Annotated in this window: 14 protein-coding genes and 1 pseudogene; 1 reads left to right on the top strand and 14 read right to left on the bottom strand. The window is 56.3% G+C overall.

Features of this window, described 5'->3' with window-relative positions; all coding sequences use genetic code 11:
* Positions 1 to 42: 42 nt before the first annotated feature.
* On the bottom strand, positions 43 to 381 hold the full coding sequence (locus HWQ14_RS08295) for a DUF5347 domain-containing protein (RefSeq protein WP_148418409.1): 339 nt from the start codon (positions 379 to 381) through the stop codon (positions 43 to 45).
* 227 nt (positions 382 to 608) lie between these two features.
* On the opposite strand from HWQ14_RS08295, the gene HWQ14_RS08290 reads away from it, so the two are divergent.
* Positions 609 to 1184, top strand: coding sequence for a phage repressor protein CI (locus tag HWQ14_RS08290; protein WP_176611169.1), 576 nt, complete (start codon positions 609 to 611; stop codon positions 1182 to 1184).
* A gap of 78 nt (positions 1185 to 1262) precedes the next feature.
* On the opposite strand, the gene HWQ14_RS08285 is transcribed toward HWQ14_RS08290, so the two are convergent.
* From HWQ14_RS08285 to HWQ14_RS08225, 13 genes and pseudogenes are all read right to left on the bottom strand, one after another.
* The gene (locus tag HWQ14_RS08285; protein WP_176609442.1) at positions 1263 to 1946 is read right to left on the bottom strand and encodes an outer membrane protein; all 684 of its coding nucleotides are present in this window, start codon (positions 1944 to 1946) and stop codon (positions 1263 to 1265) included.
* A 165-nt stretch (positions 1947 to 2111) separates the two neighbouring features.
* Positions 2112 to 4241 (bottom strand): fimbria/pilus outer membrane usher protein, encoded by a 2130-nt coding sequence (locus tag HWQ14_RS08280; protein WP_245166446.1) that lies wholly within the window; start codon positions 4239 to 4241, stop codon positions 2112 to 2114.
* 63 nt (positions 4242 to 4304) lie between these two features.
* On the bottom strand, positions 4305 to 4733 hold the full coding sequence (locus HWQ14_RS08275; RefSeq protein WP_176609441.1) for a DUF1090 domain-containing protein: 429 nt from the start codon (positions 4731 to 4733) through the stop codon (positions 4305 to 4307).
* Positions 4734 to 4795: 62 nt separating this feature from the next.
* The gene (locus HWQ14_RS08270) at positions 4796 to 7984 is read right to left on the bottom strand and encodes an ATP-binding protein (RefSeq protein ID WP_176609440.1); all 3189 of its coding nucleotides are present in this window, start codon (positions 7982 to 7984) and stop codon (positions 4796 to 4798) included.
* On the bottom strand, positions 7981 to 8610 hold the full coding sequence (locus HWQ14_RS08265) for a response regulator transcription factor (protein ID WP_176609439.1): 630 nt from the start codon (positions 8608 to 8610) through the stop codon (positions 7981 to 7983). Before HWQ14_RS08265 ends, HWQ14_RS08270 begins: the two co-directional genes overlap by 4 nt.
* Positions 8611 to 9005: 395 nt before the next feature.
* Complete coding sequence (locus HWQ14_RS23230; protein WP_245166445.1) at positions 9006 to 9251, bottom strand: hypothetical protein; 246 nt, start codon at positions 9249 to 9251, stop codon at positions 9006 to 9008.
* A 492-nt stretch (positions 9252 to 9743) separates the two neighbouring features.
* Positions 9744 to 10421: a hypothetical protein gene (locus HWQ14_RS08255; protein WP_176609438.1), complete on the bottom strand. Its 678-nt coding sequence runs from the start codon at positions 10419 to 10421 to the stop codon at positions 9744 to 9746.
* A 221-nt stretch (positions 10422 to 10642) separates the two neighbouring features.
* On the bottom strand, positions 10643 to 10942 hold the full coding sequence (locus HWQ14_RS08250; RefSeq protein WP_176609437.1) for a hypothetical protein: 300 nt from the start codon (positions 10940 to 10942) through the stop codon (positions 10643 to 10645).
* A gap of 12 nt (positions 10943 to 10954) precedes the next feature.
* Positions 10955 to 11074: pseudogene (locus HWQ14_RS23485) on the bottom strand (polymorphic toxin type 50 domain-containing protein); the annotation flags it as partial.
* 20 nt (positions 11075 to 11094) lie between these two features.
* Positions 11095 to 11646, bottom strand: a complete 552-nt coding sequence (locus tag HWQ14_RS08240; RefSeq protein ID WP_176609436.1) for a hypothetical protein — start codon at positions 11644 to 11646, stop codon at positions 11095 to 11097.
* Between the two features lie 41 nt (positions 11647 to 11687).
* Complete coding sequence (locus HWQ14_RS08235; RefSeq protein ID WP_176609435.1) at positions 11688 to 12197, bottom strand: DUF2247 family protein; 510 nt, start codon at positions 12195 to 12197, stop codon at positions 11688 to 11690.
* A gap of 1 nt (position 12198) precedes the next feature.
* The gene (locus tag HWQ14_RS08230) at positions 12199 to 22203 is read right to left on the bottom strand and encodes a hemagglutinin repeat-containing protein (protein WP_176609434.1); all 10005 of its coding nucleotides are present in this window, start codon (positions 22201 to 22203) and stop codon (positions 12199 to 12201) included.
* 9 nt (positions 22204 to 22212) lie between these two features.
* Entirely contained in the window at positions 22213 to 23889 is a 1677-nt protein-coding gene (locus HWQ14_RS08225; RefSeq protein ID WP_148418399.1) for a ShlB/FhaC/HecB family hemolysin secretion/activation protein, read from the bottom strand.
* Positions 23890 to 23913 lie beyond the last annotated feature (24 nt).

Raw genomic sequence — 23913 nt, 5'->3', positions numbered from 1 at the left:
CAGAATGCCCGGCGGGTTTACGCCATTTGGTTTTTGGTTGGGTTACACCGGCATGGTCAGCCGTTCAGGAAATAAACTCACAACAGCACGAAAATGGTTCATGGCGGTAATCAGCGCCCTTTTCTCTTCAGTCGTCAGCTCGCTGATATCGCACTCATGGCGGGCGACGGGCAACCTCGCCAGGAAAAAGATGGCGGCCAGCGCCCTGCTGTTCTCCTCAAAACAGGGATCGCGCTTATCGCGCAGTTCGGCCATAAACCGCGCCAGCTCTTTTCCGCTATCGCTCCCGTATCGGGCGCGCAGTTCAGCAACGTGGTTAAGCCCGCGAAGACGCGCTCCCACGCTAAGTGGAACCCTTGCACGGGCAGCTTCTATCGCCATATCTCCCCTCGCGTAAATTCACCCATAATTTTGCGCTGAAAACGGGCAGAGCACGGCTTTTTCAGCCGTTTGATGATTGCGATTTCAGAAGCCATGCTGCATGATTCCCATTTTGATACTGTCTGCAATCATTAGCCTCTGTTTGCCAACGTCTGCCGCTGATTGCCCGAATTTGTAATGATACTAATACCCAAATGAGTATTAGTAAACACCCAAAGGAATATATTTTGATCTTGGATTCTCAAGTGAATAATGAAGAGTTACTCGATAGAATCTGTCAGGTATATGGTTTCACGCAGAAAATCCAGCTTGCCCGGCACTTTAATATCGCTGCCAGCTCGCTTCAGAACCGCTACGCGCGCGGCACAGTCTCTTACGATTTTGCGGTTCAGTGCGCGCTGGATACCGGCGCCAGCCTTCGCTGGCTGATGACCGGGCAAGGCGCACAGTTTGAAGGTCAGCCAACCGAGGGGGATCCCTTATCGGTTGCGCTATACACTCTTAGTGATGGTCGACTGGAAGAAAATACTACTTTGAGTATCGACTCCCATTTCTTCAGCAAGCCGCTCACTCGGGGCGTCGCCGTCCGGGCGGAGGGAAAACTTCACTTCGTTGAAAAAGACGCGTCGTTAACCGACGGGCTGTGGCTGGTCGAGATTGAAGGCACCGCCAGCATCCGCGAATTGACGCTGCTGCCGGGGAAAAAACTCCACGTCGCGGGTGGAAAGATTCCATTTGAATGCGTGATTGGCGAGATCAAAACGGTAGGTCGCGTGGTGGGTGTTTACAGCGAGGTTAACTGATGGCGAGCAGGTACCTGCTCGCCATAAAAAAGCCAACCCCGCATTTCTACGGCGTTGGCCCTGTTTTGCCGCACCCGGTTAAAACACGTAACGCATACCCAGCGTAAATTCGTCAGAGACAATATGCGCTTTCATCTGCTCATCTTTTAAGCCTCGCGCGTTTGTAAAATTGTTATATCCGCTTTCGATTTTCCCCATATCGATATAGCGATAGCCCAGATCGACATACAGACGCTCAACCGGCGTGTAGCTTATCCCCGCCCCTAACGCGTAGGTCAGGTTGCTTTGGGTGGTTGAGCCGTATTCACGGCCAGGGTTGCCCTGCCAGCCGCCCGCTTTAATCTTGCTCACGCCAAGCCCTGCGGTACCGTAAACAGAGACGCCGTAGCCCAGTTCATAATCGCGATAAACGTTGAGCATCAGACGTTCGGCTTCCGTTTGCAGATGGTTGTAGCTGTTCGCGAACGTGCTGGAGCCGCTGGTGTACTCCGTCTTTTGCTTAAAGGTGTATTCACCTTCTGCACGCCAGCCGTTACCGAACTGATAGCCTGCGGCAATCGCCGCGCCATCAAGGTGCTCTTTCTCCTTACCGCCCACAAACTGGCCGACGCCCGGACGCGCGCTGGTATCCATCTCCTTTGCGCGCTGTTCAGTTTGCAGGTATTTTGCCGAACCGTAATACCCTTCCTCAGCGTTTGCCGCCAGAACGGTAGCCGGCATCATCGCAACCGGCAGGGCGACCAGGATAGCTTTCATATTCATCTACGCTCCGTTGAAAAAATATTCCGCTCGTCGAACCCTCGTTCGCCGATGCGAGGAAAAACAGTCAGTGAGACGAATCATAAGCAGTCCCGAAAGGGCAAACTATTGGGATGAATACGTGCATGACCTGGTAGTTTTACCTAGATATTTGACCCGTTCCTGATGTCATTCAGCTTTATTTGAATGCATAACAGGCTGAGGGAAACGCAGCAGAACGATCGCGCCATCGGTCGGGACTGATTCCAGCTCCGTCACATCCGGCGCGGTATTTTCCGGCAGGCTCAGGCTATCGATCGTAATCCGGTTTACCCGCCATGGCGTCAGGTAGCTCACCAGAAGTTCGCCGCTGGCATTGGTTGTTGAGCCAAACTGGTTATAGAAGCCAATTCCCGGCGTGTCCGGCACGTCCACCAGCGCTGCGGTGCTGCCGAGCTGCTGCCCAAGCGTTACGCCGTCAGCGTGTACCAGAATGCTGCCGCTGGCGTCGGCATGATAATCACGGCGCGTTCCCCCGCGCACCATGCTGAGATTCAGCTCGCCCGCGTTGTACTGATAGCCCAGGCTCGCAGAGAGTTCGTCATTGCGGTGTACGGTATGTGTCGCCTGGAGATCGTAACGCAGGCTGTAATCACTCAGCGCCGACCCGTATACGTTCACCCCATGGCTATCTTCCCCCCGGCTGGCGAGCTCGGTGATATAGCCGACATTGCTCGTCGCGCCCCACAGGGATAAAGGCACGCTGATGTTAATCCCCACCGTGGCTTCATCCGGGTTTTTGCCGTAGCGCTCATAGCCGCCGTATACGCTGAAATCCACGTTGCGCAAGGTTGCGTCCAGGCTCAGCGTCACTCCCGCGCTGCCCGCGTCAGGCTCGCGTGACTTTAGCCAGTGCCACGACAGGCTCATGCTCGCGTCCTCGCCAAAATTCTGATTGAGCTCCAGCTGCCCGCGAAGCGCCCGCCGGGTGAGGTCATCATCCCAGCCGTACCGGAGCAGTTCAGCCCGCGCGATTTTTTCTTCCAGCGAACGGTACTGCCCGCCGCGCGGATACCACTGGAGCTGAGCGGTGAGGCTGGTTTCGGTCGTGAAAAAGGCTTTGGCATAGCGCAGGCGCCAGACCCTGCCGCGCAGGGTGGCTTCATTTTGCGTGTAGCGAGCCGCGGTGACATCGCCGGAAAAGGCGCCCCACAGCCCCAAGTTTCCGCCAAAGCCTGCGACATGGCTGAAGTAGTGCTCTCCCTGCTGTAGCCCGGCAAACGCGGTGACATGCGGGGCAATCCCCCACGAGAGTGTGCTCTGCCAGAAGCGGTCCTTATCCCTGTCGATACCGCGAAAAGGCCTGTAGCGGCCGGCGGCCAGCTCGTAGCTAAAGAGCCCGTGATGCACCAGATTGGGCATGCTCGAATAGGGCAGCAGGCGGGTACGCTCCGTTCCGTCGCTCTCCTGAATCGTCATTTCCAGATTGCCGTCCGGGTCCGGTGGATAAAAATCACGAATGGTAAACGGCCCGGGCGGAACGTGAATACGGTAAACGCGTACGCCGTTCTGATGGATGGTCACTTCAGCCTCCGTGCGGGCATAGCCGTTGATCCAGGGCGAATAGGGTCGCCAGCTGTCGGGGTACATCGCCTCGTCGCTGGCGAGTGACGCACCGCGAAACGGCAGGCTGTCGAAGAGGGTTGAAGAGGTATTGCCGTCGCCAAAGGTCAACCGCGAACGCAGCGGCGTAATGCTGCGCCAGAGCGACATCGCGTTGCTGTACGAGCCGTGGTGGCCCCCTTTTTCACGCCAGAAGGTGTTTTGATAACGCAGCCGCCAGGGCCCCACGTTAAGGCCGTTGTCCAGGCTCAGCGTGGCGTCAGTGCCGGAACGCTCCCAGTCGTACTGCGCCAGGCTATTGTCCGCATCCAGACGATAGTTGATAAACAGCGCGTTGATGCCGTCATCCCAGCGGCTGGTGCTGACGCCATTCTGCTGAGGGCTGATGGCCTCGTTCGGGAACAGGAGCGTCAGGAGCTGCGCCTGCGGGCGATACCAGTATTTGAGGTTAAACTGCTCCGCAGACTGCGGCGTCAGGCAACCTCTGGCATCCCAGCCCAGACGCGCAAGCACCGCGTTACGCACGCCCCACTCCTCCAGCAGCGGCTGGCTGAGGCAAGGGCCGGAGGCTGCAACATCAAGCGAAATCGCGCCCTTATAGAGGTTATTGAGGATCACCCACGTCTTTTGGCTGCCCGCGCGACTTTCTGCCATCGCGAACAGCAGCATAAAGCAGAAAAGACGGAGTAACGTCATGGTGGCAGGCAGCGCAAAAAGGTGAAGAGGCAGAAGCCTCCTCACCTTTTTCAGATAAAAACGTTATTTCTGAAGGGATGCAAGCGCGGCGCGTGCGCGGTTCAGCTCCTGCTGAATGTTGCTCAGATCGCTCTGTTTTTCTGCCAGCTTGCGCTGATATTTTGCCACTTTCTTGCTGTCACCTTTGGCTTTCGCCTCACGCAGGTCAGCCTGAACCTCGGCAATATCTTCACGCTTCTCGGCCAGCTTTTTCTCCAGCTTCTTCACGTCCTTCTGCGCGTCAGCCAGCACGCTTGCCGGGGTACAGTGCGCTTTAACTTCAGCCAGCGCCTTTTTCAGGCCGTTAACCTTGTAAGTATTACCGTACTGCTGGGCAATACGGATCTCTTTTTCCAGCGCGGCGGCTTTCGCGGAGCAGCTTTCTGCCGCCTGTGCGGAGGTGAACATGCCAACAGCGGCAATAACGGCCAGCGCGGATACGAGTTTTTTCATTGGGATATCTCCTTTATGCGTGAATGTCCTCGAATCAAAGCGTACCCCGGCGGGCGGGACGCTTACGCTGTACGCCCGTCCTCATTCTGCTGTAGGACGGTCTTGCCCGGCTGTAGTCCCGTCTCGCGCCAGTGCTGTAATGCGCCCTTCAGGGCCTGAATATCCTCCTCAAGCTTACGGATACCGTCACGGCTAACGGCCTGCTCCTGCTCAAGGCAGCGAGCTTCCAGCGCCGGCATTCCGAGCAGTTGAATACCGCCCCGCAGCCGGTGCAGCGTTTCGGTCAATGGCGTGCCGGGATCGTCTCGCCACAGCGCGATATCGCGCAGCGTCTCCTCCAGCACGGTTATCTGAAGATCCAGAAACGTCGTCAGATGCTCGCCGTCCAGCAGCGCCGCGGGCAGCGTCAGGGAGGGATGAGCAACCGCAGGGGAATTCCCGGACGGGTTCAGGGAGGCGAGCAGGTTTTCCAGCGCCGCGAGCGTGACCGGTTTGAAGATACAGTCGCGCATTCCTGCTTCCCGGGCCTCATCCCGGACGGACTCGCGCGCGTCCGCCGTCATGCCAAACACCGCGACGTCCGGGTAACGTTCACTGATGATGCGCGACAGGGCATAGCCGCTCATTTCCGGCATATTGCAGTCCACGATCGCCGCGTCCGGCCGTCGGGTTGCCAGGCTCTCGATCAGCATTTTCGGGCTGTCGAACTGGATGACGCCATGCCCCAGCCACTCAAGCTGCTGGGCAAGCAGCATCCGCCCAGCCGGATTATCGTCTACCACCATAACGCTCAACGCAGCGCGTTTGTCGGGCGGCGCAGAAGCCTTAGCCTCTTTCTCTGGCAGTGCGTCCATGACGGGCAGCCTGAGCGTTACCGTGACCGTAGTCCCCTCGCCCGGCACGCTGTTCAGCGTGAGATCCCCTTCCATCATGTCCGCGAGCTGGCGGCAAATATAGAGCCCCAGCCCGCTGCCCTGAGCCCTGTTGCGGCTCTCTCCCTGGCTAAAAGGCCGGAACAGGCGCCGTTGCGTCTCGTCGTCCATGCCCTCGCCGGTGTCTGCAATCGTCAGCTCCAGCAGCATAAACTCGCCGTTCTGCCATTGCGGCTGCGCGCGCAGCATCACCTGACCGCGGTCGGTGAATTTTATGGCGTTACCCAGCAGGTTGGTGACGATCTGGCGAAAACGCATCACGTCTGTCAATACGTCCCCTTTCAGGGCCGCATCTATTTCCAGCAGCAGCTTCAATGATTTCCGGGCGGCCAGCCCCTCAAACTGCGACACGGTACCTTCTATCAGGTTTCGAAGCGAAGCGCGCTCCGGGCGGAGCACCAGACGGCCGGACGCAATCCGCTCCACATCAAGGATATTCCCGATAAGCAGCAACAGCGACTGCGCCGCGTCCCAGGCAACCCGTATCGACTGCGGGTTTTGCGGGGCATTGTCGGGGCGTTTCATCACCAGCTCCAGCATGCCGATGATGGCGCTGACCGGCGTGCGGATTTCATGGCTCATGGTGGCCAGAAATGCGCTTTTTCCGCGACGGGCACGCTCTGCGCGATGCTTCGCCGCGCGCAGCGTCTGAATAAGCTTCCGGATGCGCGCCTGCCGGATTCGCCGCCGACGATAAATCCACCCTGCCGCCAGCGCCAGCAGCGCCGTGCCTGCGAGGATGAACGTCACCGCCCACGCTTTCGACAGCGCGGACGCCGACACAGAGGCAAACACATTGCCCGTACTGCCGCCACGCGTCAGGGCATGGAGATCCTCGGGCGGGATGTTGATCAGCGCTTTATTCAGAATGCCGATCAGCGGCCAGGCCTCCCGCGACGCGCCAAACGCAAAGCGCAGCGGCTCGGCATCAATGCTGGCTAATATTTTCAGTGAGGCAAATTCTTTACGGCTGAGCTGGGCATTTGCAATGATAAGCGGCACAACCATCATGTCGTTTTTATCATTCAGCACGCTGTTAAACCCCTGCCACCAGGTATCGACCTTCGCCGTCTGCCCGCTGTTTTGCCTGCCAAGCCAGCCGTCCGGCGCCTCACCGCGCAGGCTCACCACGCGTGGCTGAAGCACCTCCTTTCCGGGAAGCGCGCGCCCAACCATAACCCAGGAGTTATACAGCCAGGTTCGGGTAGTCAGGAGATCCGCCTGCCAGATCCCCTCCTGAGTCACGCCGGCAATCAGCTCGGCCTCCCCCCGGTTAACCGCCCTGAAGGCGGCTTCCTGGCTGGGATAACGGCGGATTTCAAAGGTAAACCCGGTGCGCAGGCGCAGCGCGGTCAGAAGATCCGCCAGGATGCCGCGCAGCTGCCCGCGCTCGTTGAAAAAGGCTATCGGGCCATTATCCTGCGCCACCGCGACGCGGATCCGGGAATGTTCTTTGATCCATTTATGTTCGAGCGAGGTATAGGGCGGTGGCTCCTCGCTGAGTGAGAGCGGGATCCCTCCGCTCCAGCGACGGTGGATCTCCACGCCCGCGTTCTCCGGCAGCGCCATCAGCATCTTGTCGAGAATCGCGATCCAGACCGCCATCTTCGGCATCGCGGCGAAAGAGAAACCCGGGGCATCGAACGTGTCCGCCACCGGGCGAATGCTGAGATTGCTTAAAGCAGACTGGCTCGCCAGGTAGCGCGCGGTGATGGCATCGCTGAAGAACAGATCGATTTTGCGAAAGGCCAGCGCCTCCAGCGCATGCCGGGTGGAGGAGAATTTAACGATGCTGGCGCCCGGATAGCGGGCCAGCACCTCGCTGCTGCTGTAGACAGGGGAAACGGCGATCCTTTTCACCGGCTCATCGGGCGAAGCATCGGTGTTAATCACTTCAACCGCAATGTTGTCGCTGTAGGGCACGCTCAGCATCAGCCCCTGTTTCTGCTGTTGCCTCCCGGCCTGGGGCATAAAATCGGCCTTGCCTGCCCGCAGCGCGGCCAGGGCATCGTCATAGGTCGGATAGCGCACAACGTCAATCTCGATACCGAGGTTTTCCGCCACCAGCCCGGTGAAATCCGCATTGATACCGCCGTAATCGTTCAGCCCGGTGGTGATGTCGTAAGGGGGCATCATCGGCTCCCAGACCGCCATACGGATTTTGCGATGCTCGCGCACCCAGCGCCATTCGCTGCCGCTGAGTCCCGGCTCGATCACCTTTTCATGGCTACGTGCCAGCAGGCGAAGAGTTGCTTCCTGCTGCGCGGCGCACGCGGTGAATGCAAGGCAAAAAAGCAGGATAAAGGTAACGGCTCTCACGTCTCTGACCCTGGGGTATCAAGAAGATCGAAAAGTTGTTCAAAATGGGCAACGCCGCTTTTTTTCATCATTCGCGCCTTATAGGTGCTGATGGTTTTATTGCTGAGCGCCAGCCGGTCGGCAATCTCCTTGTTGCTACTCCCCTGCTTCAGATAGTTCAGCACCGCAATTTCACGATCGGAGAAACGCGACAGCAGCGCCCGGGCGTCAGGTTTTACCTCAGTAGCCTCTGCGGCTTTCGCGAACGTCTCTTCCGGGAAACAGTGATAGCCGTCCAGCAGCAGCTGACAGGCAGGCTCGACGCGCTCCAGCGCCAGGCTTTTATTGATAAACCCGCTCGCCCCGGCCCTCAGCGTACGCAGCGCGTAGACCCCCGCTGGCTGGTTGGTGTAAACCAGCACCCTGAGCGCAGGAAAGTGGTGCTTGATGCGCGGAAGAAGATCCAGCCCGTCGGCATTTTTGAGCTCCAGGTCGAGGATCAACAGCGACGGCTGCTCCCGGTGCAGCAGCGCCAGCAGGTTCTCGCCGGAGGATGTCGTCACGGTAAAATCCGGATTTTTTTCCAGCAGCACCCTGAGGGCAAAGCAGATTGCCGGATGGTCATCCACGAGCAGTATTTTCGTCATTATTGTTTATTCTTTCCTTAGGCACTAACGGCTCCATAACGCGGTGTATACCATAGCCTATCATGTGATGAATCCGGAGAAGGTTTGTCTGGTTTGAGAATAATTCAGAAAATCCGAGGAAGAGGTAAGCTACCGATACGGCGAATGGTGGGATGATGCAGTATTGCAGTCTCAACTAATACAAAATCGTTATCAATTGCGCATTATTCATAATAATCTCAGCAATGCGCTCAAAATAAAAAAAACTGATATAAACGGGCTGTTTTTAATGCGAAAAACCACTAAACCTGTCCCGTAGTAAAAAAGGTTCTGGACACATCCGCCACAAAATCGAAATCCCCCGTCAGGTCACGAGGACGGTTCCAGGAGACAGGCGAAGAAAAGCTTATTTTCCTTTAAAAACAGTCACTTTGAATGGTTTTAATATTTGTTTTATCGTCCTTACCATCAATTAAGGAGAGCAGAAAATGCTTACCATCAGAATGTATGCTGAGCGTTTTTTGATTAACAACGTCTTCAATATTGATGCTTCCAGTATTTGTCCTGAGCTGGTGAAGCGCATCGCAGACATCTGTCCATAAAGGAGAATCCTTTTTACTGTAACCCGTATCTTCGCAAAAAAGGGAAAGCTTCATATTCATCGTTTGTCCTTTAACAATGTTGTTTGCTACGTATTTTAACATGGAAGATGAATAATCAAGTACAGGATAAAGTGATGTCGCTGGCAAATTACACATTTTAGGAATTTTATGGCAAAAGGGCGTAGCGGGCTGGGTAAGCTGAAAGACACCTGCGGACAACGCGGCAACGGGTAATGAGAGTATGTGTAACAGCTAATAAAGAGATTTCAGCGCGTACGCAGGAACATTCATTCAATGATATTTTTCGAAGCCACTTCGCCATTCCCATAATTATTTTTTAGAACCAGGTGACTCGCACATGCACGTTCGATCAACGGGATACCTTGAAGTCATGAGCGTGATGATATCAATAAAAAATAAAGTGGCACGGTGTTAAAAAATTTTCAGGAGCGCTGAGTGATTTGAGAAATGCACCGGTGATTAAGAAGGAATAAATGACGTTTAAGAGATAACATCCCGGCGTTAAAACCGGGATGTTTTTTAAAACATATGCTACTTTTTCAGCAAACGCGGGAGTTGGTTATTTAGCTCAAGGATACACGCATCCATATATTTCTGGGTTTCAACAGTCACCTTCTTATAATTCTCGCTTTCCCATTCTGAAAGACTCGCTTCCACAGGAACTGGAGAACATTCAGCTACAGTATATGCAGAAAACATACTTCCACCCTCAGGTTTCTTATAGAAAATTACCTTATATTTCAGCTGATAAACGGGATTTGCTGCTGTGGCATCTTTAAAAATCAATGCCCAGGTAGCATGGCCAATATAAAGTTGTTCTTTATAAACATACCCGCTAGATTGGGAGTCCATCCACTTACTGATACTTTTCTTTGCACCTTGCATGAGATAGGTATCAGTAGGGTTTTTGAGCGACTCGATGCTTTCCCCTTTATAATTTTCTTTATCAAAACTGCTGGGGTTTATATTTCCGGTTAACACAGATAAAACGGCCAACCCTTTTCCAACAGCGTTATGATTCGGAGTAACTACGCGCAGTGAATTATCTGCAATACGATTATTGTTAAGATCTGCCTGTGCTGATACAGCCATAATCTCAATTGAACTACCATTGTTAGAGGTTACTGTTTCAGGTTTTATTTTGCTGGCACAACCCGTTAGCGCTACAACGAATAGTAAAGTAGTTACTGTGAATGTTGTTACTTTCATTTTCTTTCCTTGAGATAAAATAATGAAGGAGAATATCTTTCTACTTGCTTACGCTTACCGCTCTTTCATACTTAGTTCAGGCCTAATTTGGCGTTTCCCTGCATTCTGCATTATCCACGGCCGTTAAATGCGGACAACCTGCCCGCGTACAAACGGGATAACGGGCATTTTTAGGAATTATTGATAAAACGATCCCTGCGCAGGGGCCGGGATCTTTGTTGCTACTCTTTTCTTAGATATACCAGTAAACCATTTTTATTCTTTATCATCTGTGGATAATCAAGACGCTGAACTGTTGTATATACAGTAAAATCATCATCAAAATCGGCAATAATTTCCGTTTCTATTACCGATGCAAGCTCTTCGTCGTCGACATCAACTTCACCTTCAAAATAAAAAAGTAAGCTAATGTTCTTACCAGATAATTCAGCAATAACGGCTCTAATGTTAGGGGTAACGTTTCCCAACAAAGCCCTCTGCAATGAAAGTCTCAGGTATACACTTAAATCAGATAAAACCATTACTCCCCCTTATTATTCTGAAGGTCTTGCAGGAACAATATGAACACCGTTTTTACCATAGTGGACTATGCCATTTGTAATAGGTGTGGATGCTCCTGTCTGAGGGTCAATATAGTTTCCAATAACTAGCCTAACCTGAAATACTTGCCCTCTTAATTCCTGCTAGAAATTAATGGTTCCATTAGTTTACCGATCCAAGTTTTACATTGTCCGCTGCGCAAGTTCCATGCCATAGCTTTTTTATTTTTATATTTTGTATAAATCTCATCTAAATCATCTTCGCTAGAAATTTTTAATTCTTGTGGAATTTCAACTACTCCTTGATAATCAATGCCAACATAACGCTTTCCAGCTTCAGGAATGAATGCTGTTCTCCTTAATATTTGCCTTCCGCTTGAATTATCCAGTACGTAGAGCGACCAGTATTTATTAGCTTGAATACGACTTTCCATAAAATGATGTAATCCTCCATCCATGAAGTTATTGCTGATATATATCATATCAGCCTCTTCAAAACAGTCACCATTTTTCTCAAAACGTTGTAAAAAAACTAATCCCCGATGACGTTCATTAACTTGTGTATATATTATTGCTGAATCGACACCAGTATAGGGCTGGTAACGCTTTGTACCAACAGGCCCGGGTGTGCAGGCAGTAATTATAAATATCAAAGCAACAACAAAGTGAATATTAATACATCCCATCCTTATTAACCTCAACTCCTTCATCTTAATCACCAACATATTTAACATTTAAATATAGCGGATTCTTTTTTCAAATAAAACTCCCAGTTACACATCAATCTTTCAATGTTTTCCTCGTAAGTGTGAATAGATGGATCATATCCATCAGAAGGCGGCATATATTTAATGAATGATTCCATTTCGACTGGATAGCCAAAATCCGAATAGACATTCTCAACTTCTCCCAATGGTTCTGAAAAGCTACTTCTGTTATCCCAAAGCCAACCAAGCGTTATAAACAACCATTTCCGCTTAATTATTGACTCGTCCTCCCCCTCTACTTTTGAACAAATTACATTCAAACAAGACATTATATCCTCTTTTTGTTCCGGTGAAAGAAATGATAAGTTAAGCTCAGCATCAGAGTAATTCCTCGTCAGAACTTTTTTTTCTGCTTCTTTTACAGGAACATATGCTTTTATAAGATTATGCTCATAAGCCCATTTAATATCACACCAAGATAACTTGACTTTACCTTCAATAAACTCAAATGGTATTGGATATATACTCATCTCATTTTACCTTCGATTGCTTTTGATTAGGAGCACCAGTGATACTACCACCCTCGATAAATCTTTGGTGCGTTATATGTCCTTTATCATCATAAATATATTCGAATATTCCTTTCTTATCATTAAATGAGCCTTCAGCTTGAAGCAATTTTCTTTCTATACCATCACCACCTTTGATAGTGAAAACCTCGCCATCCATCAACTGTTCACGGCTGAGGTAACTGGCACCTCTATGAGTAGGGTCTGGTTTTAACCCACTACCAACTCGGTCTGCGTTAAGAATTTTGTCAACAACTGAAGCTTTTAATGCTGTTTCTAAAGATGTTGCATTCGGCAATTTCTTACCCGGCAACATAATACCTGCCAGTAACCCGCCAGTGGCTTCAAGCGCCGCCTGATTTCCTCCCGCCGCCTGTTTAACCGTATCCGCAACAGTTGACCAGGTTTCGCCTTGCATCAGGGCGCTAACACTATCCGCCACCGCCTGATTCTTCCCAGCCAGGTCGCTCATGGCTTTACTGCAATAACTGTCACCAACGGCACACGATGCCAGCGCCATTGCCGCATCAGCAGCATAGTCCGCTGAACCCAAAGCCGCATCGCCGGTATCAGCAAGAGCATTGATTATGCCATTTGCGATGGAGGAGGCTGTACCTTCACCCATCTTTTCCCTGACCTGATTTTTCAGGGATTCAGCAGCATGCTTAGCCGCTTCACGGGCCTTATCTCCAGCCAGCGAGTTATTCTCAGCCGCATTCTTCCCTGCCTGCCCCCCGGCCACCGCCGAACCCGTACTGTCTCCAGCAAGCCCGCCAGCCATCCCGGCCGATATCGTCGCCAGCGCACTGACCGTCTGCTTCTGATCTTCGCTCAGCGTCGACAAATCTTTGACGTCAGGGTACAGCATACCCGCTATCGCCTTCGCCGCAAGTTCACCGGTCGCTGCTCCGGCCGCACCCGCTGCCGCGCTATTCCCCTGCAGCGCCGCAACCGCGCCGCCCAGGATGGCATGCGCCACCACCGCAGCCTCATCGCTCAGCCCGGAACCATGTCCGATATAGTTTGCCAGCTCCGGTGCCGATGCCCCCGCCAGCGCAGCCGTCAGGTCGCTGCCCGCCAGCCCCTGAAGCGCGGCCGTCGCCGCCTGGATACCCCGCTGCAGGTCGCTGCCCGAGCCGTATTTCGCCGTCGTGGTCTTATACGCACCGGTCGCGCGAAGGGCATTCTGATATGCAGCTTTAGCCTCGTCGCTGGCATCCGCCCCCGGCTCGGTTATCCCTTTATCTGCAAGCTCTTTTCTGCCTGCATTCAGCCCGTTTATCTCCCCCTGCGTGTTCGCAATATCCACCGCCTGCGAGCCTATCTCACCAATCAATTGCACTTCCTGCAGGCGCTGCTGCTCCTTCTCCTTGTCAAATATCGGGCTGATGCTGCCGTTCGCATGCTCCGCATCGCGGCTCAGGCCAGCCACATCCTGCTTCTGGTTCTCCTTATCGCGGATGATGAGCGTCCCCTCGCTTACCGCCGCCTGCGTCGTACCTTCCGCATGGCCACTGTTACCGCCTCCGGCCAACAGAGCGTTCGCCATGTTCCCGGCAAACTGCTCGCCGATGCTGCCGCCCGAACTGATGCCTGCGCCCTGGTGCTCCGTCTTAAAGTCCGCCTGGTTATGGATATCGCTGAAGCCCAGCGTCCCCGTTTCGAGGCGATTTTTATCCGCCGTCGCCGTGGAGGCAATCACCCCGCCGTCGAGCTGCGTATGGTTGCCTACCGTCACATCAAAACCGCCGCTGCCTGCAAACAGCCCGCTCTGCTCCTGCACCGAGTCAAAGTCGCTGGTCATTTTGTCGCGGCTGACATTGATGCTGCCGGATGCCGTGCCTGCACCAAAGGTGTACCCCACGCCGCCGCTGACGCTGTTCTGCTTGCTGTTGTAGTGGTCGCTGTCCTGGGTGCTGGCAATGGTCAGATCGCGCCCGATATCTGCCACCACGGCTTCGCCGCTCACCTGCGCACCGGCAATCGTCGCGTCGCGCCCGCTGTTAATGGTCACGCGGTTACCCGCATCCACCGTGGTCTCGTTCTGCCAGACGCCGTTACCCTTCTCGTGCCCCTTGCTGCTGTTGGCGTTCGCCGAGATGCTGATGCCCGCCCCACCGGAGCCGACACCCACCCCGACCCCCAGGCTGCCACCGCTGCTGCTGTTTTTACCCGTTGTCTGCTGCGTATCCTGCGAGGCTATCAGGTTGACGTCCCGCGCTGCATCAAGCCGTACGTCCTTCCCGGCCTTAATCTGGCTGCCCGCCACGGTGATGTCGCTTCCGGTAGCCTTTATCGTGACGTTATTGCCCGCGCTCAGGGCGCTGCCTGTCGTCGTCTCGCTCTCCATATGCGATGAGGATTTGGACGACTGTGACCCAATCGACGCGCTGACGCCGATGGTGTTGTTATTGCGTTTGTCAGAGTCGCCCTTCGCCTGGTCCAGCGCCACGGCCTGACCGGCCTGTACGCCGGACAGCGCCGCCTGCGTACCCTGCAGTGCCGCCAGACGTGAGTCGCTGCTCTGCTTCGCGCTCTGTGCCGTGGTGACCGCATTATTCACCGCGCTCCCCGCCGCCCCGGACAGCGCTACCGTCAGCCCGCTACTCTTCTGCTCAAATTTCTCATCGCGGGTGCGTTTGTCATGCCCCGGCTCAATCACCACGCTGTCGCCGGTCAGGCTGATATCCTTCTGCGCAATGATATCCGCCCCGCCGATATGCGCCTGTTTGCCTGCCGTAATGCTGACGCTGCCGCCCGTTGAACCGACGGTGCTGAAGCTCTCGCTCTGGGTTGTACCCTGCTCGCGAAGATCGTGGGTAGACTTGCTGCTGCCGATGGTGAAGCCGATGCCGCCCGTGCCCATCAGGCCGGACTTTTTGGTCTCCTTAAAGCGCCATGACGTGTCGGTGTTGGTGGCCGCCACGATGTCCACGTTGTTGCCTGCGGACAGCGCCACGTCGCCGTCTCCGGCGACCGCCGAGCCTGACACCCGTAGGTTGTTGCCCGCCGACACCGTCACGTTGTCGCCGCTCAGCAGCGATCCCTTCTCCCGCGTCGCGCTGTCTTCCTCGATGGTGTGGGTGGTCTTTTTGCTGAGGAACCCTTTTTTGGTCTTCGTCTGCTCCTGGAAGTGGTAATCGCTTTCCGTTGCCGTCGTCAGATTCACGTCGCGGCCTGCCGCCACGCCGATATCGCCCTGCGCCGTCACGCCAGCCGCCTGCGCGGACACGTCACGCCCTGCAAGGATCGTGGTGTTGCCGCCGCTGGCAATCTCCGTTCCCTGCTGGCGTACGGATTCGTCGATAACGGTTTTTTTCTTCTCACGGCGGCTCGCGCTCTGCGAGCTGGCTTCCGCCAGCAGGTTCACGTCCCGACCGGCCTGAATCCCCACATCGCCTTCCGCCGCCATCGCCGCCGCCCGGGCATTCACGTCGTTGCCCGCCTGCAACGTCAGGTCATCGCCAGCGCTCAGGGTGCTGCCCTGATGCGTGACGGACGCCGTCTCCGTTGTCGCGCGGTTGCGCCCGGCTCGTCCCTCGCTCGTCGCAATCTCGTTGGCGGTGATGTTGATATCATTCCCCGCCGCCATGGCCAGGCTGCCGCCCGCCGACACGTTTGCGCCGGTCACGTTGATATCCTGTCCGGCGCGCATCGTCAGCCCGTCGGTGGCGGCGATAGAGGCCGCCCTGCCCACATCCGTGCCGCTAAAACGCACATTGCCCGCATCAACATTCCACTGCTGCGCGCGGGTAACGTTGTTAATGCTGCCCGTGACGCTCTCCAGCCCTACCGTTTTACCGCTGATGGTGGAGCCGATGTTGTTGATGTCCCCCAGCGCGCTCAGGTTCAGCCCGCCGCCTGCGCTCAGCAGCCCGGCGTTGAGGTTGCTCAGGCTGTTGCTGCTATCAATGGACAGGCCATTCTGCGCCACGATCGTACTGCCGCTGTTGATAACGTTGCCGCCCGCCAGTTGGACGTTATTGCCGCTGATGACGCTGCCGCTGTGAACGGTGACATCCTTCGGCGACAGGTACACTTTCGGGATCATCACCGTCTGGCCGTTGATGGTTGCCGCTTCCCACCACAGCAGGCTGTGGTCAAGCGCGGCAACCTGGGCCGCCGTGAGCGCCACGCCAAATTTCAGCCCCAGCGTTTTCTGTTGCTCTGCGGCGCTGTCCATCAGGTAGCGCATCTGATCGAGATCGGAGCCGATGCCGTTGATATAGCGGCTGCCGGTCTGGTTCAGAATCGCGTTGCTGACGTAGCGGGTATCAAACACCGCGTCGCCGAGGAAGCGGTAGTCGCGATCCGGGTTCAGGCCGAGCCTGTCGAGGAAATAGGCCGAGCCGAGGAACTGGTTCCGATCGGTGTACGCGGTGTTGGTTTCACGCGGTGCATCGCCGGGCTTTATGCCGAGCAGGCCATACAGTCCGTCAAACAGGCTGTCGTCCATATTGCCGAGGTCATCAAGCTTAGGGTTTACCGTAATCAGATACGGGCTGTCGGGATCGGTGGACGGCACGAAATAGCCGCTATTGCCGGACGGTAGCGGGTAGTTACCGCTGCTGCCGTTTTGATCGGAAAGTGATGAACCGCCGGAGATGTCTTTCAGGGCGTCAGTGATATTGCCCAGTAGCTCAGGGAGACGAATGTCCGTACTGCCAGCTTGTGCCAGTGATTCACTGCTAAGGCCTTTACCAATAGCTTCAGGCGAGAATGAATTCAGCGTTGGGGCATCAATCGTATTACTGAACTCACCCGTATTTGCGGTGACGTTAGTATTGCCGATATCACTCGTAAAGCTTGCACTGACGCTACCACCGGCACTGATAACTGACCGGTATACACCGCCATCGGCCACAAATTCTGTCGTGCGTTCACCGAGAATGTAAGGCACCCAGCCATACCAGCCGTAGTCCTCATCAAACCAGCCCCAACTTCCATCTGCATATTGCGTCAGAGGTTTCCATTTACTGTCATTGCAGTCCCGGTAAAACCACTCACAACGGTATTCAGCCTGAACGTACGTAACGCGGCGTCCACCTTCAGCAGAAAGGTTATTCAGTGTTTCCCCCGCAAGCACGGCATTACGCCCAGCAAGAATATGACTGGCACGGTTGTCCAGCGTGCCTGCATTAATCGTAATATCACGTCCGGCAGCCATTCGGGCGGAACTGCCGGTGGCCGATACGGACACAACAGATTCACTCAGCAGGAATTGCCGAATATCTTCCCCTGTGAGGCGATAATCCACTCTGTCACCACACTGCCCGCTACCATTTGCGCCACTTCCGGCGCAATGCTCATACCAGTCATACACAACCTGACCGCCATCGTTTTTCCAGTCTTCAAGAAGGAGAACAAAATCCGAACGTCTGCCGTTGAGGTCATAACTAAAGTAGTGTTCATCTGCGGCAGGAATGGCATCCGGGTATTCCCGTTCAGACTGGCTGACAGTCAGGCCATCGGCTTCATTGATTAAATGGCCGGTATTAACGGTGATATCACCGCGTGTGGTCTCAATCGTACCGGAGCGGTTAATAACTTCAGCGTTTGCCTCCCCGACAGCATTCTTCTGCATCCAGAGGCTGTTATCCGCAAGAATATCGCCGTATATGTTGTGGATACGTGCAGCAAACAGAGAGAGATTATTGCCCGCATAAATCAGCGCCGTGTTCAGCAGTGTACCGGCGGCCGTCATCGTCAGACTGCCCGCCGTGCCGGTGAAGCCGTTAACGGTGATATTTTCACGTGAGGTAAGCTGCACATCTCCGCCCGCCTGAAGCGAGCCGGATGCGTTGAGCAACAGGCTCTGCGCGCTGAAGGTACTGCTGCCGTTTCCGGCGGTGAGCGTACCGCTGTTCGTGAACGCGCCGCCCGCACTGAGGGCAATAACATTGCCCTGCATTACGCCGCTGTTCGTCATGTCATTCTGCGATGAGACAGACAGCGTTTTACCTGCTGCCAGGGTGCCGGTGTTAGCGAACGCGTTAATCAGTTTCAGCGTGGCGTCGCCCAGGGAAACCACAGCACCACTGCCGCTGTAATTACGCACGTCCAGCAGCAAATTATCCCCGCTGTAGAGCTTACCGCTTCCGGTATTATCAAAGGCGTCACCGTTTACCGTAAGCGAAGTGGCGCCAAATACCGTTCCGCTGTTGGTAACGTTTTGGTAATTTGCCTGTAAACCCGCACCCTGAAGCGTGCCGCTGTTATCAAGCGTGCTGCCGCGCAGTTCGGCGTTTCCGGTTGCAAGTATATTTCCGCCATTCACCGCATTCACCACATCCAGCAGCAGCCTCACCGCCTGAACCAGCCCGCTGCTGCCGTTCGCCAGCTCCGGCGCGGTCAGCGTGAGGCTGCCACCGGAGAGTACCTTGCCGTCGTTCTGCACGCGGGTGGTGGCTTTCACCGCGGACTCCCCGCCGCCCTGTATCGTCCCCTGATTATTCAGCGTGGCAGCCGACACCTTCAGCGCCTTCTCACTCAGCAGCACGCCGCCGGCGGTATTGCTCAGCGTCCCGGCGGCATTCAGGGTCAGGCCTTCACCCTGAAGCCGCCCGCTGTTGATAAGTTGCCCGGCGGTAACGGCGGTCGCTTTCCCCTGGATTTGCCCGGCGTTGGTCGTACTGTCCGCATCAAGCGTCAGCGCGCCTGCGCTCAGCAGTTTTCCACCGGCCAGATTGTTCAGATCCTGTTTCATGGCGACAGACAGCGCATCGACACCGGTAATTTCGCCGCCGTTGGTCAGCGAACCGGCCTTCAGCGTGAGGTGCTTCGCAATCCACTGTCCGCTGTTTGCCAGCGTCAGCGCTGAGAGCGTCAGTTCACCATTGGAGGTAATTTTGCTCCCGGCCGTGCCGGTAAGGGTGCCGCTGATGTGCGCATCCAGTGAATCTGCCGCCTGGATCGCACCGCCGTTCGTAAGCGTCTGTGCATCAATAAATACCCGTTTCCCCTGCCATTGCCCCGCGTTGCGCAGATCGCCGCCCGTCACGGACAGCTCGCCCGCGGTCAGCAACGATCCAGACGCGTCATTGACCAGCGACAGCAGCGGCGCCGCCATCTCCAGGCGGGCTGCCAGCGTCAGGGCGGCAATCCCGGTGATCGTTCCGCTGTTCGCGATGCTGTCCTGATGAGCGGATACCCGGTTTCCCTGAACCGTACCGCTGTTGCGCAGCGTATTCCCCGCGAGCGAGAGATCGCCCGCCGACAGCAGGCTGCCGTTATTCACGGTATTGACGGCATTCAGCGCGGTGGCGCCCTGGCTCATCAGATCGCCGGTATTGCTGAGCGTTCCGCTGGCCGAGACGTCAAGCGAGCCGGTGGCAAGTGTGCTTCCGCTGTTATTCCAGTCGCGACCGCGGAGGCTGACGTTCTCTCCCTGCAGCTGGCCTGCGGTGGTGAGCGTGGTGCCTGAAAGGCTGAGATCTCCGGCCGCAAGCGTGCGGGAGCCTGCCAGTAAATCCATCTCTTCGCCAGTCAGGGACAGTCCGGTATCGCCCTGTAACAGACCGGCACTTTCGAGGCGTCCGGCATTCACGGCCAGCGTGCTGCCCACGATGCTGCCCGCGCTGGACACAGACCGCGCGGTGATGCGGTTTGTCCCCTGAGCCAGCAGCAGACCACCCGCGGCGTTATTCAGCGCGTCGTAGTCAACGAGAAGTGAAGCGCCGCTCAGCTCGCCGCTGTTGGTCAGGGTTGAGCCAGACAGGGAAAGCGCGGCGTCGCTGGTGATAATGCCGGCGTTTTTCAGTTCAGGGAGCGAAAGCGACAGCGCCGCCGGGCTGTACAGCACCCCGCTGCTGCGGTTATCCAGCAGGCGGGTGACCAGTGAAAGCGTTTTTTCGGCGTGGATCAGGCCACCGTTAATGACGTCAGCGCCGTCAATTGTAAGGGAGGAGGCCGTCAGGGTTCCGCTGTTGTCGAGATGTCCGACGTCAGCCTTAAGCCCTGACGCCGACGATTTCCCCGCGTGGCTGAGGCTGCCAGTAGCCCTGAGGATCAGGTTGTCTTTCGCGGCCTGAGTTCCCTCAAGCTGCGCGCGCTGTACGTCCACGCTGACGTTCCTGCCCTGCGTCTGCGCGGTGGCAGCGGTTTTCAGGCTGTCACCCAGCACGGTTACGGTGCCGCCGGCGCTGGTTTCACCGGCAAGCGCGGTATCGGTATTGTTCAGCGTCAGATCCCCATCGCTGTGGGTAACCGACCGTTCGCTGGCGGTGAATGTCCCTGCTGAGGCGCTGAGCTCCCGGGTGCCGGAGAGCGTGCCGCGGTTGACGATCTGCGCCGCCTTCAGCGTAAGCTCGTCGTCGCTGAGAAGGTTGCCGCCGTTGTCCAGCTTACCGCTCGCGGTCACGGTAGTTTTGCCCTTCGCGCCGGTGTCGCCGGAAAGGGTGATATTGCGGGCAGTAATGTCCAGCGTGGAGGCGCTGCTCAGCGTGCCGGTACTGGCGATATCGGTGCCTGAAACCGTCAGGCCGTTACCCTGAACGGTGCCGGTATTGCTGAACGTGCCGGTGTTAATCCGGTTATCCGCAACGGCTGCAAGCGTGCCGTGGTTAGCGAGGCTGCCCGCGCTGACGGCGAGGGATCGTCCGGCGGCATTGCTGCCGTTCAGCTGGCTATGGCCGGACGTGGTAAGCGTGATATTTCCGCTGGCGCTGGTTGTGCTGCTGCTCGCCTGCGTCAGCGTTTTACCGCTGAGCGCAATCTCTGAGGCACTGAGATTTCCGCGCTGCACCAGCTCGCCGCCCTTAACCGACAGCCGCTGGCCTGCGGCGGCAGAGCCGTTAAGTACCGCGTTTTCAGCACTGTTCACGGCAAGGTGACGGCCGGCGCCCGCCTGAGCATCTGCGCTCTGGGTAAGGCTTTTTGCCGCAAGCGTCGCGTCACCTGCCGCCATGAACGACCCGCCGTTCTGCGCCAGCGTGCCGCTGGTGGTTAACTGGAGGTTTTTATCGGCGGCAAGACGGGCCTGAGCGAGCGTCACGGCCTGCTGGCCGGAAACATTGATGTCGCCACCCGCTTTATGGTCGCCGCTTAACGTCACCTCCGACGCGGTAACCGTGGTGCTGCCGCTGGCAAGGGTGTTTTTAAGCACCACTTTTCCGGCGCTGTTGAGCGCAATATCGCCCTGGCGCGCGTTCAGGTTGCCAAGGTTAACGCCCAGCCCCTTTTCGCTTGAGACAAGACGAATGCGGTTGGCGTACATACCGCCCAGCGCACCGGTGTCTACGGCGACCTTTGGCGCTTCACCTTCACCTTTCAGCCCGCTCACGCTGCCATCCGCCGCCACGCGGTTTGCCCCGGCGATAACCGTTAACGCTTTCGCATGCAGCCGGGCATTAATCTCGGTGGCGCGAGAAATGATTGATACCGCATCGCTCTGGCTGCCGTCCAGCCCGGCGCCCTCGATGGTGACGGCGCCTTTGGTCACGTCAAGCGATTGCAGCTTACCGCCGGCATCGAGCACCGGCTTACCCGTGGTGAGCGTTACATTCGGCGTGTTGATAAACCCGCAGCCGTTACAGGTAATGCCGTAGGGGTTCGCCACAATGACGTTGGCCGCCTTGCCCGCCACTTCGGTATAGCCCTGCAAATTCGATCGGTTAGTCCCGGTGACTTCGTTGATGATGCCTTTGGCTTCCTGCCCGGCTTTCAGGTTGGGGTTATTCTGAATGATTCCGCCAAGCTGGGTCTGGTTGAGCTGCCCGGTGGCGTTATTGAGGATCAGCCCCTCTTTCCCGACGTTGTAATCGTTGTACTTGTTATGGGAAATACCGGACTGATTCGGCGTGGCAATATTCACCACCGGCACGCCGTTGGCCGCCCTGTCCATCTGCGTGTTGCCGGACGGGGTGATGGTTGCGGCCATCGCGGGCAGCAGCGGCTGCGTCGCCAGCAGCACGCTCAGTAAGGCGCTCAGCGCGCGCTGCGAAAAACGAACCTGATCCTGTTTCATCATCCCTGTCCCTTAGAAAGCCACTGATACGCGGTAATAGATCGTGAGGCGATCCGGTGCCAGCCAGTCCGGATAATCCACGGGGGTACCCACGCTAAACTGGCTGGTTAACCATCGGTTAGCCGTGGTGATGCCCAGCGCGGTCCCCCAAAGGGTGCCGGAGGCATAGCGGTCAAAACCGTCCTTCTTCAGCCAGCCGCCGTCGAGCGCGGCCAGCACGCCAACGTCGCCCACCCACGGCAGCGTAAAGAGCGAATAATTAAGCTCGTTTCGCCAGTAGCCGCCGTTATCGCCGGAAATATACTGCTCCTTAAAGCCGCGCACGGAGGCTTCGCCGCCCAGCGTCAGCCGCTCGCTGCCGTACAGCCGGTCCGGCGACCACTGAAAGTAGACGCTGGTCAGCCACCACAGCCTGTCCGCCACGGGGCGCTGGAAGCTGCCGTTCACGCTCCATTTACGAAACTCGGCTTTCGGGACATCGCCATGCTTGTCGTTATCGTCTTCTGCGCCAAACCACGGTACTCCCTGAGTGAAGGTCGGGTTCAGGGTCGCCACGCCCGAGGCGATTTTTTGCGTGTGGTTAAGACCCAGTGAGAAGCTGGAGAGCTTGCGGCTGCTGGTGGCCAGCAGAACATCGTCGAGGTAGTTATGGTTGATGCGGTGCGTGATGCCCGCCGACACGCCGGTTTTGATATCGCCATTGCGGAACAGCACCCAGGAGCCGTTCAGCCGGTGGGTTTCGGTATCCCCCGTCGAACGCCAGAGATAACCGTTATTATCGATTGTGCTGAGGTAGTTGCTCCAGCTGTAGCTGTAGTCCAGCAGCCCGTAGCCGTAGGGCACGCTGATACCGGCTGCAAAATTTTGCGCATCGTGGCTGTTCGAAAAATCACTGCTGCGCCCGCCGCTGACAAACCACTTATCCGCCAGACCCAGCAGGTTATTGCCGTACAGCGCGCCGCTGAGCTGACCGGTACCGGTGCTCTTTTGCCCGCTGTTATCGAAGCTGGCCGATCCGCTTAGCGGGAACTCTGGCGAAGCCGTCAAATTGACGACAGAGTAGCCCTGCCTGTCGCCGGGCAAAATTTCAATTTCAACCGGCCTCTGGCGCACCCGGTTGAGCTGCTCCATGCCCTGCTCGATATCGCGCAGGTTGAGGATCTTGCCTTCAAGGCCGGGGAAGGTCATCGTCAGGGTGCGCGCCGGAACGCCTTCAAGGCGTATTTGCTGGAGCTTGCCTTCCAGAACCGCAAGCCGGAGAACGCCGCCGGAGAGGTCCTGCTCCGTCAGAAACGCGCGGCTGGTGATATAGCCCCGGCTGATGTACCAGTCCGACACGGCGTTAGTCAGGGTATTAAGGCGGGCAATATCGAGGCACTGATTCAGCCACGGCGCGACCAGCCGCTTTTTAGCAGAAGGCGAAAGCAGGGTTGCGCCAGAAAGCTCGATGCGGCTGATGAAGAAGCACGGCCCCTTTGACGCAGAGGTATCGTCTGGCCTGACGGGACGCGGTAATACCACGCTGCGCTCCAGCGCTTCGCGCTGACGCTGGTTCTCGTCCAGCAGCTGCTGCTGTTGCTGCTGAATGGTATTACGGTCGGCCGGTGACAGCAGGGCGGCGAGAGCGATGCCTGGCGCCAGCAGCAGGATGGCAGCCAGCAGGGTGCGTGCTGATGTTTTCCCTAACACTATTTACTCTCCGCTCAAAGTCCG

Origin of the sequence: Enterobacter cloacae, from assembly GCF_013375935.1 — a bacterium.
In the GTDB taxonomy this organism is placed as follows: Bacteria; Pseudomonadota; Gammaproteobacteria; order Enterobacterales; family Enterobacteriaceae; genus Enterobacter; species Enterobacter pasteurii.
This window is presented reverse-complemented; position numbering and strand designations above follow the sequence as displayed.

What these genes read in the sequence shown, in the direction of transcription:
- HWQ14_RS08295 (WP_148418409.1), bottom strand. Translation starts at nt 381, where the DNA reads ATGGCGATAGAAGCTGCCCGTGCAAGGGTTCCACTTAGCGTGGGAGCG.
- HWQ14_RS08285 (WP_176609442.1), bottom strand. Translation starts at nt 1,946, where the DNA reads ATGAATATGAAAGCTATCCTGGTCGCCCTGCCGGTTGCGATGATGCCG.
- HWQ14_RS08280 (WP_245166446.1), bottom strand. Translation starts at nt 4,241, where the DNA reads ATGACGTTACTCCGTCTTTTCTGCTTTATGCTGCTGTTCGCGATGGCA.
- HWQ14_RS08275 (WP_176609441.1), bottom strand. Translation starts at nt 4,733, where the DNA reads ATGAAAAAACTCGTATCCGCGCTGGCCGTTATTGCCGCTGTTGGCATG.
- HWQ14_RS08265 (WP_176609439.1), bottom strand. Translation starts at nt 8,610, where the DNA reads ATGACGAAAATACTGCTCGTGGATGACCATCCGGCAATCTGCTTTGCC.
- HWQ14_RS23230 (WP_245166445.1), bottom strand. Translation starts at nt 9,251, where the DNA reads ATGAATATGAAGCTTTCCCTTTTTTGCGAAGATACGGGTTACAGTAAA.
- HWQ14_RS08255 (WP_176609438.1), bottom strand. Translation starts at nt 10,421, where the DNA reads ATGAAAGTAACAACATTCACAGTAACTACTTTACTATTCGTTGTAGCG.
- HWQ14_RS08250 (WP_176609437.1), bottom strand. Translation starts at nt 10,942, where the DNA reads ATGGTTTTATCTGATTTAAGTGTATACCTGAGACTTTCATTGCAGAGG.
- HWQ14_RS08240 (WP_176609436.1), bottom strand. Translation starts at nt 11,646, where the DNA reads ATGGGATGTATTAATATTCACTTTGTTGTTGCTTTGATATTTATAATT.
- HWQ14_RS08235 (WP_176609435.1), bottom strand. Translation starts at nt 12,197, where the DNA reads ATGAGTATATATCCAATACCATTTGAGTTTATTGAAGGTAAAGTCAAG.
- HWQ14_RS08230 (WP_176609434.1), bottom strand. Translation starts at nt 22,203, where the DNA reads ATGATGAAACAGGATCAGGTTCGTTTTTCGCAGCGCGCGCTGAGCGCC.